The sequence below is a fragment of the Gordonia sp. PS3 genome (assembly GCF_041950545.1).
In the GTDB taxonomy this organism is placed as follows: domain Bacteria; phylum Actinomycetota; class Actinomycetes; order Mycobacteriales; family Mycobacteriaceae; genus Gordonia; species Gordonia sihwensis.
Genome location: NZ_CP169524.1, coordinates 3724531 through 3737691 on the forward strand (window position 1 = coordinate 3724531; position 13161 = coordinate 3737691).

Here is a 13161-nt window from a genome sequence, read left to right on the forward strand (position 1 = left end):
GCGGCCGGCCGTCCCTCCATGCCATTCTCTGTGCACGTCCCTTAATAGAAAGAGGCACCAATCGTGATCTGGGCACTGATCGTCATCGTTGTCCTGCTCGTCCTGCTGGCCGTCTTCGTGATGGTCGGCTTCAACAAACTCCGCAAGGCGGACATCACCGCTCAGGAAGCGCTCGGCGGTATCGACGTCCAGCTCACTCGGCGCGCCGATCTGATCCCCAACCTGGTGAATACGGTGAAGGGGTACGCGGCCCACGAGTCGGGCGTGCTGGAGGCGGTGACCGAGGCCCGCGCTCACATGCAGCAGGCGGCGCAGGGGGCGTCAGTGGCCGACAAGGCCGCCGCTGAGGCGCAGATGAGCGGAGCCCTCGGGCGGCTGTTCGCTGTCGCTGAGAACTACCCGCAGCTGCAGGCAGCGCCCAATTTCATGGCGCTGCAGACCGAACTCGGAGAAACCGAGAACAAGCTCTCGTTCGCGCGCCAGTACTACAACGACGCCGTCTCGCGCCTGAACCAGGCGGTGCAGACCATCCCGTGGATGCTGTTCTCCGGCATGGCCGGGGTTCGCGTCCGCGAGTTCTACCAGGCCCCGGCGGGACAGGAGCAGCCGCCGCAGGTTCAGTTCTGAGCAGCAGCGCACTCGCGAGCCGCCGGGAGGGAAGGCCTCATCAGGGCTCCCACCGGCGGCTCGTGCTCGGATAGCGGACCCGCAGGTAGCTGTACAGATACCAACTGATCGCCATGGCGATGGCCGCGCCGGCGGCCCACCACAGCCAGCCGTTGAGCAGGCTCGAACGCACCGCGGCGACCAGCCAGGCGATCGTGAAGAAGACGGTCGCGATGGTCGCCAGGACTCGGACGGTGAGGACGATGAGCGCGGCCGCCGACCAGATCGCTCGGCGACCGGCTCCGGGTTCGGGGTCAATACCCATTCCGAAAGCGTAGGCGACGCAGGACAATGGGGCCATGAGGACGATACTGAACGTGTTGTGGCTGGTCCTGTGCGGACTGTGGATGGCGATCGGTTATGTACTGGCCGGCATCGTCTGCTGCATCCTCATCATCACGATCCCCTTCGGTATCGCGTCGTTCCGCATGGCGAACTACGCGCTGTGGCCCTTCGGACGCACCGTGGTCCGCAAGCCGACCGCGGGCCCCGCGTCGACGGTCGGCAACGTCATCTGGATCATCGTCGCGGGTATCTGGCTGGCGCTGGGCCACCTCACCACCGGCCTCGCCCTGTGCATCACCGTCATCGGCATCCCGCTGGGTGTCGCGAGCTTCAAGATGATCCCCATCTCCCTGGTACCGCTCGGCGCCGAGATCGTCTCGACCAACGATCCGCGCGCGGCGTACTGAACCGACCGGTGACGGGGCGGTGCAGGCGGCCGGCGGTGTCCGGTCCCGCGGGTCGCTGTTCGGCCGGGCATCATTGATCCGTGGCGATGGCGTGGATCGGCGGCGCACTGGTGCTCGCCGGTGCGACGGCCCTGGTGACGGGAGCTCTGCCCGCCGCGGACGCCGCCGCGACATTCGACCGAGCGTGGCCGGTGCTGCTGTTCGTCGTGGCGATCACGGTGGTCGCGCAACTGGCCGCGGAGGCCGGGGTGTTCGAAGTGGTCGCGGCGCGGCTCGGTGTTCTGGCCCGCGGCCGGGTCTTCGGCCTGTGGCTGCTGACGGTCCTCTTGGCCGTGGTCTGCACGGCCTTCCTGTCGCTCGACACCACCGCGGTCCTGCTGACACCGGTCGTACTCGCATTGGCGCGCGTCGCGGGCGTCGCGCCCGCACCGTTCGCGCTGACCACGGTGTGGCTCGCAAACACCGCTTCGTTGTTGCTTCCCGTCTCCAACCTGACGAATCTGCTGGCACTGGACCGTCTGAACGTTCACGGCGCCGCGGGCTTCGTCTCCCTGCTCGGGCTGCCGGCCGTGTGCGCAACGGCCGCGACGGTCGGGGTCCTGTGGCTGCTGCATCGACGCGAGCTCCGCGGCCGATTCCGTGCGTCGCCGGTCCCGTACGTCGGCGACCAGACACTGTTTCGGATCTGTTCGTCGATACTCGCGCTTCTCATCCCGCTGCTGGTGGTGATGCCCGCACCGTGGGTGCCTGCCTGCCTCGCCGCGCTCGCCCTCACGGCGACGTTCGCCCTCCGCCGACCCGAGGCGCTGCAGTTCGGCCTGATTCCGTGGTCGCTTCTGTTGTTCGCCGGCGGCCTGTTCCTGGTGGCGGGCGCGGTCGAGGCCTCGGGCCTGCTCGACCCCCTCGGTCGGCTCTCCGAACACGGCACGGCGAGTGTCTGGGCGTTCGCGGGGGCGGGCGCAGTCGGCGCGAACCTGGTGAACAATCTGCCGGGCTTCCTGCTCCTCGAACCGGCGACCACCTCGCCGATCACCCTTGCGGCACTGCTGATCGGAGTCAACGCGGGACCTCTGGTGACGCCGTGGGCCTCGCTGGCGACGCTGCTCTGGCATCAACGGCTGGTCGACGAAGGAGTCGAGTTCGGCTGGCGCAGATACGTCTTCGTCGGTGCTGTCGCCGCTCCGGCCATCGTCGCGGCGGCCACGCTGACGCTGTCGGCGACATCCTGACAGGGCGGCCGGCGGAACGGCGCCTGCGCGGCGTGACGACTCGGCGCGGACCGGCTCAGTGCGGTGACTGCTCGAACGCGCGAACCGCCGAGCCGACGCTCGGATACACGCTGTCGGGTGCCAGATCGGCGAGCAACTGCGCGGTCTCGAGTGCGCCCCGCAATTCCGGGGTCACACCGGCGAGGATGAACCTCGCATGCACCGAATGCACGTAGTCGATGAGATCGCGCAGTGCCTTCGCCGCCGAATAGTCGACGTCCGAGATCGCCGAACAGTCCAGCACCAGCCATCGCACCGGGTCGGGCGCAGCTTTGATCAGCGCGGTCACGTCGTCGGTGAACCGTCCGACGTTGGCATAGAAGAGGTCCGCGTCGTAACGGAAGACGATGAGTCCCGGCAGGGTCTGATGCCCGGGTCGGGCGCTCTCGTACTCGCGCTGCCCGTTCCGGCCGACCCCGACGACGAACCGCTCCGGGCGGTACTGACGGTGAATGATCTGCAGCACCGACATCACCATCGCGGCGACGATGCCGGTCAACACGCCGAAGACCACCACCATCACGGTCGTCAGCACCGCGATGGCGAACTCCACGCGCCGGATCCGCCAGATGTGCGCGAACCCCGCCCAGTCGATCAGATCGAGTCCGACCATGAACACGATCGCTGCCAGCACCGCCTCCGGGAGATCACCGAGCGGACCGGACGCGGCAACCACCACCACGAGCGTCACAACGGCGGTCGTGATGTTCGCGACCTGAGTGCGGCCGCGCTGACGGTCGAGGATCGCGGTCTTGGTGGGACTGCCGTTCACCACGAACGAGCCGGTGAGGGACGCGGAGACGTTCGCCGCCGACAGCCCGAGGATGTCGCGGTTGACGTCGATCCGATCTCCGTGGCGCTGAGCGAAGCTGCGTGCCGTCGCCGCACTCTGCGCCAAGATCACCAAGACGCACCCGAAAGAGACCGTGAGAACGGTGGGAAGGCGCCCGAGCACCTCGCTCATCGGTGGAAAGTCGATCGACGGCGGACCGGCGTCGACGGGCCCGACCGTCGGCACCCAGCGATCGAGGCCGAATACCGCCACGGCGACGATCGACCCGATCACGATCAGAATCGGCGTCGGCAGGCTGGGCCGCAGCCGTCGGACGCCGAGCAGGCCGGCCAGCGTCACCGCGGCGAACAGCATCGACTGCCAGTGCACTCGGTCGACGTCCCCGATCACGTGCGCCCACTTCTCGAGAGTGTGGCCGGCGTCGCGCTTCGGTTCGCCGAGCATACCGGGGATCTGCTCGGTCACCACGAGCACGCCGACGCCGGCCAGGAAGCCGACGAGCACGGAGGTCGACAGGAAATCGCCCAGGAAGCCCAGGCGCAGCACTCGGGCGACCAGCAGCATCACGCCGGTCACCAGCGCGATGAGGCCGGCCCAGGCGAGCCACTGCTCCGTGTCGGGCCGCAACCCGGCCACGCCGAGACCCGCGATGCCCGAGGCGAGCAGCGCCGCGGTGGCCGAATCCGCTCCGACCACCAGCAGCCGAGACGCACCGATCAGCGCGAAGACCACCGCCGGCACGATCAGCGAGTACAAGCCGGCGCCGATCGGGACATGGGCGATGGAACTGTAGCCCATCGCCTCCGGGATCGCGACGGCTGCGAGCGACGCCCCGGCGAGGACGTCGGCCCGCAGCCAGGAGCGCTGATAGCCGCTCAGCGCGGGCGGGCGAAGACGCGTCAGCCGGTCAATGGCCACGACGAATCCACTCGTCGAGGTCACCTGCCTCGGCACCGACGGTGGTCTCGTCGCCGTGCCCGGTGCACACGCGCGTCTGCGGGTCGAGCACCAGGATTCGGTCGCGGATGGATGCGATGATGTCGTCGAAACTGGAGAACGAACGCCCGGTGGCGCCCGGTCCGCCCTGGAACAGGGTGTCGCCGCTGAAGAGCACGTTCGCCGACGGCGCCCACACCACGCACGAGCCGGGGGAATGGCCCGGCGTGTTGATCACCTCGAGTTCGTGGCCGCCGACCACGATCCGCTGTCCGTCCGAGAGTTCGTCGTGGGCCACTCCCGGGTGAGTCCGGTCCCACAGCATCTCGTCGGCCGGATGCAGCAGGATCGGTGCGCCGGTCGCCTCGGCGAGTTCCGGGGCGACTCCGATGTGGTCGTTGTGCGCGTGGGTCAGGACGATCGCCACCACGTCGCGGTCGCCGACGGCTTTCAGGATCGGCGCCGCGTCGTGCGCGGCATCGATGATGACGGCCTGGTCGTCGTCGCCGACCACCCAGACGTTGTTGTCGACGTCCCAGGTGCCGCCGTCGAGCGAGAACGTTCCGGAAGTGACGACTCGGTCGATCCGCAGACCGGCGGGGACCGATCCTTCGGGTCCGGTGGACTCGGTGCTCACAGCTCCACCACCGAACGCAGGACGCGGCCCTCCTCCATGGCCTTGAAGGCGTCGTCCACACCGTCGATGCCGATGCGCTCGGTGACGAACTTGTCGAGCGGAAGACGGCCCTGCAGGAACAGGTCGATGAGCATCGGGAAGTCGCGTTCGGGCAGGCAGTCGCCGTACCAGGACGATTTGAGCGCCCCGCCGTGACTGAAGAAATCGACCAGCGGCATCTCGAGGCGCATCTGCGGCGTCGGCACACCGACCAGCACCACGACACCGGCGAGATCGCGGGCGTAGAACGCCGTCCGGTAGGTCTCGGGGCGGCCGACGGCGTCGATCACCACGTCGGCGCCGAATCCCCCGGTCAGTTCCTTGACGGCCTCGGCGACGTCGTCGATCGCCGACGCGTCGATGGTGTGGGTGGCGCCCAGTTCTCTGGCCCAGTCGAGCTTGCTCGGGTCGCGGTCGACGGCGATGATCGTCGTGGCACCGGCCAGGCGCGACCCGGCGATCGCCGCGTCGCCGACTCCACCGCAGCCGATCACCGCTACCGAATCGCCGCGACCGACCTCCCCGGTGTTCATCGCGGCGCCGAGCCCGGCCATCACCCCGCAGCCCAGGAGGCAGGCGACGGCTGGATCCGCGGCTTCGTCGACCTTGGTGCACTGTCCCTCGTGGACGAGCGTCTTCTCGGCGAAGGCGCCGATGCCCAGCGCCGGAGTCAGTTCGGTGCCGTCGGCGAGGGTCATCGGCTTACTGGCGTTGAAGGTGTCGAAGCAGTACCAGGGCCGACCGCGCTTGCAGGCGCGGCACTCGCCGCACACGGCACGCCAGTTCAGAATCACGTAGTCGCCGGCCGCGACGTGGGTCACCGCGTCGCCGACCGTCTCGACGATGCCCGCCGCCTCGTGTCCGAGCAGGAACGGGTACTCGTCGTTGATGCCGCCGGTGGCGTAGGCGAGGTCGGTATGGCAGACGCCGCACGTCTTGATCTTGACCACCACGTCATTGGGTCCGGGATCCGGGATCGTGATGTCGACCAGTTCGGTAGGCGCGTTCTTGCTGCGGGAGACGACTCCCTTGACGACGATGGGCACGTGTTCTCCTAGTCGGACGGCCGCACTTCGACGCGTTCAGCCGAGAGCGGCGATGAGTTCTGCCTTCTTCATCGTCGAGTATCCCTTGATTCCGGCCGCTTTGGCCTCGGCACGCAGATCCGCCACCGTCTTCGACGCGGTTCCCGACTTCGGCGCGGGCTTGGCGGAAGCAGCCGGCTTGGTGGCACCGGACTTGGCGGCGGTCTTCGCGGCGCTCGGCTTGGCAGCACCGGACTTGGCGGTGGCGGACTTGGCGGTGGCGGCCTTCGCGGCGGCCGGCTTGGCGGTGGCCGGCTTGGCGGTGGCGCCGGTGGTCTTGGCGCCGGGTTCGGCGGTCTTGGGGGTGGCGGGCTTCGCAGTCGCGGGCTTCGCAGTCGCCGGCTTCGCGGCGGACTTGGGCTCAGCAGCCTTCGGCTCGGCGGGCTTGGGCTGCGCCGGCTTCACGGCGGTCGGTGCCTTGGACGCGGGCGCGGGCATCTCAGGCTTCTTCGGCAGCATCGGAGAACGGGCGAGCATCGTGTCGCGGAGCGCGACAACTTCGGCGGAGAGGCGCTTGACCTCTTTCTCCAGTCGCTTGATCAAGCTCTTCTTGCCACTCATCACTGGTGTACCTCCATATGTCTGTGGCTCCAGCCGGAGTGCCCGACCGGGCCAATTGTGACCCTACTGTGAGCAAACCCCGCGATGCGACTCGCAGGTAGCATGCGTCGCCGCAGATCCGAACAGCGGGGTCAGCGTGCGGAATGAACGTGAACCACACGCAGGTCGGCGTCGAGCACCACCAGATCCGCGCGGCGGCCCGATGCCAGGGCGCCGATGTCCGCGCGCCCCAGAACGCGGGCGGGGTTGGCCGAGGTCATGGCCACCGCCCCGAGCAGGATCTCGTCGGAGACGCGGTCTCGCACGCCCGGGGCGTCGGAGCGCAGGCCCGCGACCGTCCGCGCGAACAATCCGGCCATGGTGGCGGTGCTTCCCGCGATCGCGCCGGTCCGCGCGACCCGCGCGACGCCGTCGGCGACGGAGACGTCCAGAGCACCCAGTCGATACGCGCCGTCCGGCATGCCGGCGGCCGCCATCGCATCGGTGACGAGCGCGACGCGGTCGAAGCCGACGGCACGCTGCACGTCGCGCACCAGGGCCGGATGCAGATGCACCCCATCGGCCACCAGCTCGACCACCACGCGGGGATCCTCCATGAGGGCCAGCGGCGGTCCTGGTTCGCGGTGGCCGAGCGGCGCCATCGCGTTGAACAGATGCGTTGCGACCCGAGCTCCCCGCGCAATCGCCTCTCGGACCTGGTCGTAGGTGGCGTCGGTGTGCCCCACGGCCACCGTGACACCCGCACTCACGAAGCGGTCGATCGCCTCCATCGCGCCGGGAAGCTCGGGAGCCAGCGTCACCATCACGACGGCGCCGTCGGCCAGTTCGAGGAGTTCGTCGATCTCGCCCGGCGACGGCGGGCGCAGCACGTCCGGGTCGTGCGCCCCGCACCGCGCACCGCTGATCCAGGGTCCCTCGAGATGGATGCCCGCGCTGATCCCCTCGCCTACCAGAACGCTCAGACGCGCGACGATGTCGCGGAGCTCGGCGCGACCAGCGCTCACCGTGCTCGTCACCGTCGTCGTGGTTCCGTGCTCCCGGTGGAATCGGGCGGCGGCCCGCACGTCGTCGCCGATCCCGTCCGTGTACGACGATCCCCCGCCGCCGTGGACGTGCATGTCGACGAAACCCGGCACGATCACTCCGTCGGCGAAGGTCGCACTCGCCGCGGCCGGCGGCGGACCCGCGCCGACACCGGTGATGAAGCCCTGCGCGATCTCCACCCAGCCCGGCCGGTGGACCACGCCGTCGGCGACGAGCGTGCCCGCGGCGATGATCATCGTCTCGTTCAAGGGACTCCCTTCCGCGAATCGACTCGACGCCAGTGGCTCGGAGTGTATCGCCGGCGACGCCGCGGATCGGCGCCAAACTGCAGGAAGAGACGACTGGTGAGTTCAGTCTCAAATTCCTTGACCGGGTCGTCCGACCGGCGGAACAGTGGAGTGCAAGCTCTACTCAGGCAGCTCTCCCCAGGAGGTTCTCATGAGCTCCTCATCATGGTTCGTCGCGCTCCGGCACCCGTCGCCCGCCGATCTCGAACTGTGGCTCGAAGCCCAGGCGGCGGACGGCCGCGTGCTGACCGACTACTCGCTGCTCAGTCCGCTGCGAATGCGGTTCACCGAGTCCGCTCCGGCCCGGGTCCGGTACGCGGTGGAGCGGCGCGCCGTCCCCGCACCCGTCGACTACTTCCGGTTCCGCGAAGCGCAGGGCTGGGAGCACGTGGGTCAGGCCGCCGACTTCCACATCTGGAAGCGCCCGTACACCGGCGAGCGCCCGGCCGGGTTCATCGGCGAGGATCTCGGCCGCCGGGCCTCCGCGCTCGCGATCGGGCTCGGAGTGATCGGAGTCCTGGCCCTCGCCGTGGCCCTGGCTCTCGGCGCCGTCGCGGGTCTGGCGGCCTTCGAGTGGACGAACTCGGTGGAGTTCTGGGCTCCGGCCGTCGCAGCAGCCGTGGTGGGAGTGCTCGCCGTGACCGCCGGCGTCGTGCTCGCGGTCTCGGGCCGCAAGGCGTCCGCGCGCACCGCGCCGGGCGAGACCGCCACGCGCGAACGCGCCGAGATCGGCGGCTGAGCGCGCCCGATCTGTCGGTGTCCGCTGTTACCGTAGGGCCATCCGCTCAGGAGGTCACGATGGACAGTTCATCCGGCGTCTTCTCCGAGGCCGCGTTCGACGCGGCGATCGATCGAGTCTGGGTCAGATTCCGGTGTGAGTTGGCCGACCAACTCGACCGGATGAGTCACGACCACCCCGTCACCGTGTTCGCACTCTGGACCGAGTTGTTCGGCCCGCAGCCCACCGTCGTATTCACCCACACGCTGAACTCCCGCCTGCGGTTGACCGTCGCGCATCGCGATCTGTATCCGTACGGGCCAGAGGACCGGCAGCGGGTGGCCATGCTGACCGACCGGGGCTGGCGCTCGCTGCGCGACCAGACGTGCATCGTCGAGTTCGCCCGGCGCGGAGTCGACGCCGCGGCGATGGCCGCACAGTACGCCCTGCGGGAGGTGTGGGGCGTGCCCGATCCGAGCTATCTGGTGGCGGACCAGGACGACGTGCTGCGGACGTTCATCACGTCGGACGCCGCCGCGCGCGAACCCAAGATGCGCTGAACCCGATGGGTCACGGGCAGCCGTCGTCCGCCGACAGCCTGCCGAGATAGCGGTCGCGTTCCGCACCCGAGAGCGGGTCGGTGGCAGTGCACACCCAGCGGCGCGCGGATTCGCGGTCGGTGGTCTGCAAGTATACGACGCCGGTGCCGTCGCCGGCGACCGGATACCCGGGACCCGAACCGGCATCGGTCGGCAGCACCCAGTTCGACACCGTCCGCGACCCGCCGAGCACAGGAGAGACCGCCGCCCCCTGAGTGAGCGAGCCGTCGGCGCCCAGGGCGAAGTCCACCACCTCCCGCGTCCCCGTGCTGATCATCAGCCGGCCTCCCGATCGGCCGATGGACTCGGCGTGCAGGTCGCTGACCCTGCTGACCACCGTCGGCGGGCCGTCGTCGATGCGCCACACCGCCAGATCACCGGCCGCCAGAACCACGTACCTGCCGTCGCGGGCGAACGTCGCGTCGGCCACCTCCTCGCCCATCGGCAGCACCAGCGGTCGGGAATCGGCCCGGTCGAGCCGGTACACGTAGCCGTTGCCGTCGTCGGCGGTGACGGCTAACCGAGAACCGTCGACCGCATAGCTCACACTGCGGATGAGATCCCCCGGCCCGCCGAGCGGATCGCCCACCGGTCGCGGCGCCGCCGGATCGGTGAGATCCCAACGTTGCACGCGCCGGTCGTCGATCCCGGCGGCGAGTTCCCGCGTGCCGGGAGCGAAGGCGAGCGCATTGGTGTATCGGGTCCCGACTCGGAGTTCGCCCACCCGGCGCGGGCGATCGGGATCGCCGAGATCCCACAGTTCCACCAGGCCGCCGTTGTTGTTGGCCGTCGCGGCGAGCATCCCGTCGGTGGTCACCGCGACGCTGGGCCGGTTGTTGGCCCGGCGGTCGATGTCGACACCGCCCCGCTGGTGCCACTGCCCGTCGTCCCGGGTCCAGACGTTCAGCCGGGCGTCGGAACCGACCGTCACCAGCCGGCGGCCCGACGCGTCCATGCCCACGCCGCTGATCAGTGCGCCGCGGTCCGGGAGCAGGCCCGGCGGCAGGGTCCAGAGGTCCACCTCGCCGTCCGACCGCCCGACGGCGAGTTCCTGACCGTCGGGGCTGAACACGGTGCTGACCATGCGCACCGCTCCGGGTGCGGCCGATCGCTGCAGCTCCCAGAGCGGCAACGGATCGGAGATCGACGTGGTGTTCCAGACATGCACGATCCCGTCGGTCCCGGCGCGGGCCAGCAGCGGGCGCACCGGGTTGGCGGCGATGGACCACGAGCCGCCGGTGACGCCGGCCAGCGACGTGGTGTCCGGCCGGGGCGCCGCCGGGTCGGTGACGTTCCACAACTGCACGTTGGCGCTGTCGCCGGTGACGGCAAGCACCGAGTCACCGCGGGTGAAGGCCAGCGCGTGGGTGATGCTGGGGAATCCGCGCAACGGTTCGCCCGCGGGCCGCGGGGTGTCGGTGTCGGCGGCCGTCCAGAGCCGTACCGTCTGGTCTTCCCCGCCGGTCGCCAGCACCGTGCCCGCGGAGTTGAACGCGAGCGAGCGGACCGCGCGGGTGTGGCCGCGCAGCACCGCGGTCTGCGTCGGCGGACGGTCGCCGTCGACGCGGTACACGGTGACCGTTCCGTCGTCGGACGAGGCCGCCAGGTGAGCGCCGCTGGGACTGAAGCGCGTGAGATACGCCGCGCCGCTGCCGGGCCTCAATGTCGCGATCTCCCGAGGAGACCCGGGATCGGCGACGTTCCACAGCCGGACCGTGCCGTCGCCGCTCGCCGCGGCGAGCAGCCGGCCGGAGCGATCGAAATCCACCGAGGTGACGAACGACCCGAAGCCGCCCAACCGGGCCACCTCGCGGAAGGGCTTCACCGCACCGTCGGTGCGCTGCCACACGCGGACCGTGCGGTCGTTGCTCGCCGACGCGAGCAGCCGTCCGTCGCGGGAGAACATGACGTCGTAGACCGCGCCGGTGTGCCCGTCGAGCGAGCGTGCGAGCGGTGAGGTGTATGCCGCGAGCAAGCCACTGCTGACCTCGGTGTCGTCGGCGTAGTGCTGATCCGCCACCGCCAGCATCCGCGCGGCCAGCGACGGATCCGAACTCACCAGTCCTTCGATGCTGGACATGACGGCCGCGTGTTCGGCGCTGTTGCGCTGCCGTGCGAGATCGCTCGCCTGCCGCGTGGCGATGATCGCGGTGATCGCGGACGCCAGGCCGAGGACCACCACCAACGTGATCGAAGCGAACCGGAGGCGCTTGCGGACGGTCCGTTGCCTGCCTGCGGCGTCGAGGAACTCCGCGGCACCGGCCGGCAGCAGGACCTGACGGTGAGCGCCCAGTTCGGCGCGGTTGGCCTGCGAGGTCGCCAGCCGGGCTCCGCTGTAGAGGTGGTCCGCTGCGCGGCCGCTCTCGTTCCACGCGTCGGTGTCCGCCGCCAACTGCTGCATCCACTGGATCAGATCCGCGTCTTCCGCGATCCAGTCGGCCATCCGCGGCCATGCGGACATGACCGCCTCGTGGATGAAGGTGACCGATTCCGAACTCACCGTCAGCAATCGGGCGTCGGAGAAGGCGTCGATGATCCGCGTGGCCGATTCCGGGAAGCGCTCCCGCAGATCACTCGGGGCGACGGCGTTGCGCATCGGCGTCCGGCGAGGACCGAACTGGACCAGCGCCAGCAGCAGTGCCCTGGCCTCCTCGTGGTCGGCCGGGTCGAGTGCGGCCCAGGTGCGTTCCGCGGTCTCAGCGAGCGCCGAGGTGATCCCGCCCGCGGCGCGGTACGACCCGACCGTCAGCCGGTTCCCGGTCCGTTTCGCCCACATCACCTGGAGAGCGTGGGCGAGCAGCGGGAGCCGTCCCGCGCGATCGCCCTCGGTGGAGGCCTGGTGCAGATCGTCGATCATCAGATCCGCCAGACCTTCGTCGATCCGGCCGCCGGCCATCCGCACCGGCTCGATGATGACCTGACGGAGCTGGTCGTCGGACATCTCGGACAGGATCATCGAACGGTCCTGCCACGCTCGGGCGAGCATCGGGTACTCGACGCAGGCGCGGAAGAAGTCGGCGCGGATACCCAGGACCACCACGCTCCCGGCGTCCGAGAGTTCCTGCACCCGATCGAGCACGGCGCGTCGCCGCGTCTCGTCGTCGAGCGCGAAGACCTCTTCGAACTGGTCGATCACCACCAGCGCCGCACCGGCGGCCACCTCGTCTCCGACGAGTCCGGACGGCCCCACGCGCAGCGCGATCGCGGTGTTCCACGGTTCACCGGCGCGGGCGAGCCCGGCACCGAGCAGTGACGACTTGCCCGCCCCCGACACTCCGGTCACCACGACGACCCGATTGCCCGCCGAGTCCCGTGCCTCGGAAAGCAGCCCCGAGAGGGCGGCGATCGTGTCGTCGCGTCCGAAGTACCTGTCGCGGTCGCGGGCACCCATCGAGGCGAGTCCGGGAAAGGGCGTGTCCAGCCTGGCGCCCGACGCGGGGTCGTGGTGGCGTTCCCAGAGCCGTCTCCATTCGGGCATGGACACGAGGTCGTCGGCACCGGCGTCGAGCGCCCGCCGGTTGAGCCACATGATCAGCGGCAGGACGGTGTCGAAGTCCCGCGGGACGTGTCTGCCGTTGCGCCAGTCGCTGATCCGCTGCGGCGTGGCCTCGGCGCGACCGAATCTGGCCATTCCCTCCGATGCCGCACGCAGCGTCGGCTTACCGGCTTGGCGGAAGAGTCTCGCGAGCGCCGGACCGAACTCGCTCTCCGGCGGCGTCGAGGTCACGACTGTGAGGTTATCCGAGCACCGGATTCCGGGGAATTTCTCCGGTCCGGATAACTCATCCACACCTGTGACCAGTGACGATGCGGACATCGGCGAGAGATTCGTTGAA

The 13161-nt window shown here is 69.7% G+C and carries 12 protein-coding genes; 5 read left to right on the top strand and 7 right to left on the bottom strand.

The genetic code is table 11. The features are described from left to right. Positions 1-63 precede the first annotated feature (63 nt). Complete coding sequence (locus tag ACE11G_RS17220; protein ID WP_006897960.1) at positions 64-627, top strand: LemA family protein; 564 nt, start codon at positions 64-66, stop codon at positions 625-627. 40 nt (positions 628-667) lie between these two features. Here the strand turns inward: ACE11G_RS17220 and ACE11G_RS17225 are convergent, their stop codons facing one another. After that, a complete protein-coding gene (locus ACE11G_RS17225) occupies positions 668-931 on the bottom strand; it encodes a hypothetical protein (RefSeq protein WP_045538737.1) in 264 nt (87 codons plus the stop codon). Between the two features lie 34 nt (positions 932-965). Between ACE11G_RS17225 and ACE11G_RS17230 the strand changes: the two genes are divergently transcribed. Further along, positions 966-1358, top strand: a complete 393-nt coding sequence (locus ACE11G_RS17230) for a YccF domain-containing protein (protein WP_039868053.1) — start codon at positions 966-968, stop codon at positions 1356-1358. An 86-nt stretch (positions 1359-1444) separates the two neighbouring features. Continuing rightward, entirely contained in the window at positions 1445-2587 is a 1143-nt protein-coding gene (locus ACE11G_RS17235) for an SLC13 family permease (RefSeq protein ID WP_006897957.1), read from the top strand. Positions 2588-2642: 55 nt separating this feature from the next. Here ACE11G_RS17235 and ACE11G_RS17240 read toward each other — a convergent pair whose 3' ends face one another. From ACE11G_RS17240 to ACE11G_RS17260, 5 genes are all read right to left on the bottom strand, one after another. Continuing rightward, entirely contained in the window at positions 2643-4337 is a 1695-nt protein-coding gene (locus ACE11G_RS17240; protein ID WP_045538742.1) for a SulP family inorganic anion transporter, read from the bottom strand. Next, entirely contained in the window at positions 4327-4992 is a 666-nt protein-coding gene (locus ACE11G_RS17245) for an MBL fold metallo-hydrolase (protein ID WP_006897955.1), read from the bottom strand. Before ACE11G_RS17245 ends, ACE11G_RS17240 begins: the two co-directional genes overlap by 11 nt. After that, on the bottom strand, positions 4989-6077 hold the full coding sequence (locus ACE11G_RS17250; protein ID WP_062367987.1) for an S-(hydroxymethyl)mycothiol dehydrogenase: 1089 nt from the start codon (positions 6075-6077) through the stop codon (positions 4989-4991). The genes ACE11G_RS17245 and ACE11G_RS17250 overlap by 4 nt, the downstream gene beginning before the upstream one ends. 36 nt (positions 6078-6113) lie before the next feature. Further along, positions 6114-6677 (bottom strand): Rho termination factor N-terminal domain-containing protein, encoded by a 564-nt coding sequence (locus ACE11G_RS17255; RefSeq protein ID WP_062367988.1) that lies wholly within the window; start codon positions 6675-6677, stop codon positions 6114-6116. A 131-nt stretch (positions 6678-6808) separates the two neighbouring features. Beyond that, a complete protein-coding gene (locus ACE11G_RS17260; protein WP_062367991.1) occupies positions 6809-7957 on the bottom strand; it encodes an N-acetylglucosamine-6-phosphate deacetylase in 1149 nt (382 codons plus the stop codon). 202 nt (positions 7958-8159) lie between these two features. Here ACE11G_RS17260 and ACE11G_RS17265 point away from each other — a divergent pair, with 202 nt between their 5' ends. Together ACE11G_RS17265 and ACE11G_RS17270 are read left to right on the top strand one after the other, a co-directional pair. Continuing rightward, entirely contained in the window at positions 8160-8747 is a 588-nt protein-coding gene (locus ACE11G_RS17265; RefSeq protein WP_006897951.1) for a DUF2812 domain-containing protein, read from the top strand. A 59-nt stretch (positions 8748-8806) separates the two neighbouring features. After that, positions 8807-9286, top strand: coding sequence for a hypothetical protein (locus tag ACE11G_RS17270; RefSeq protein WP_006897950.1), 480 nt, complete (start codon positions 8807-8809; stop codon positions 9284-9286). A gap of 10 nt (positions 9287-9296) precedes the next feature. Here the strand turns inward: ACE11G_RS17270 and ACE11G_RS17275 are convergent, their stop codons facing one another. Next, positions 9297-13052 carry an AAA family ATPase gene (locus ACE11G_RS17275; protein WP_062367989.1) on the bottom strand — a complete coding sequence of 1252 codons (3756 nt, stop codon included), beginning with the start codon at positions 13050-13052 and terminating at the stop codon, positions 9297-9299. Positions 13053-13161 lie beyond the last annotated feature (109 nt).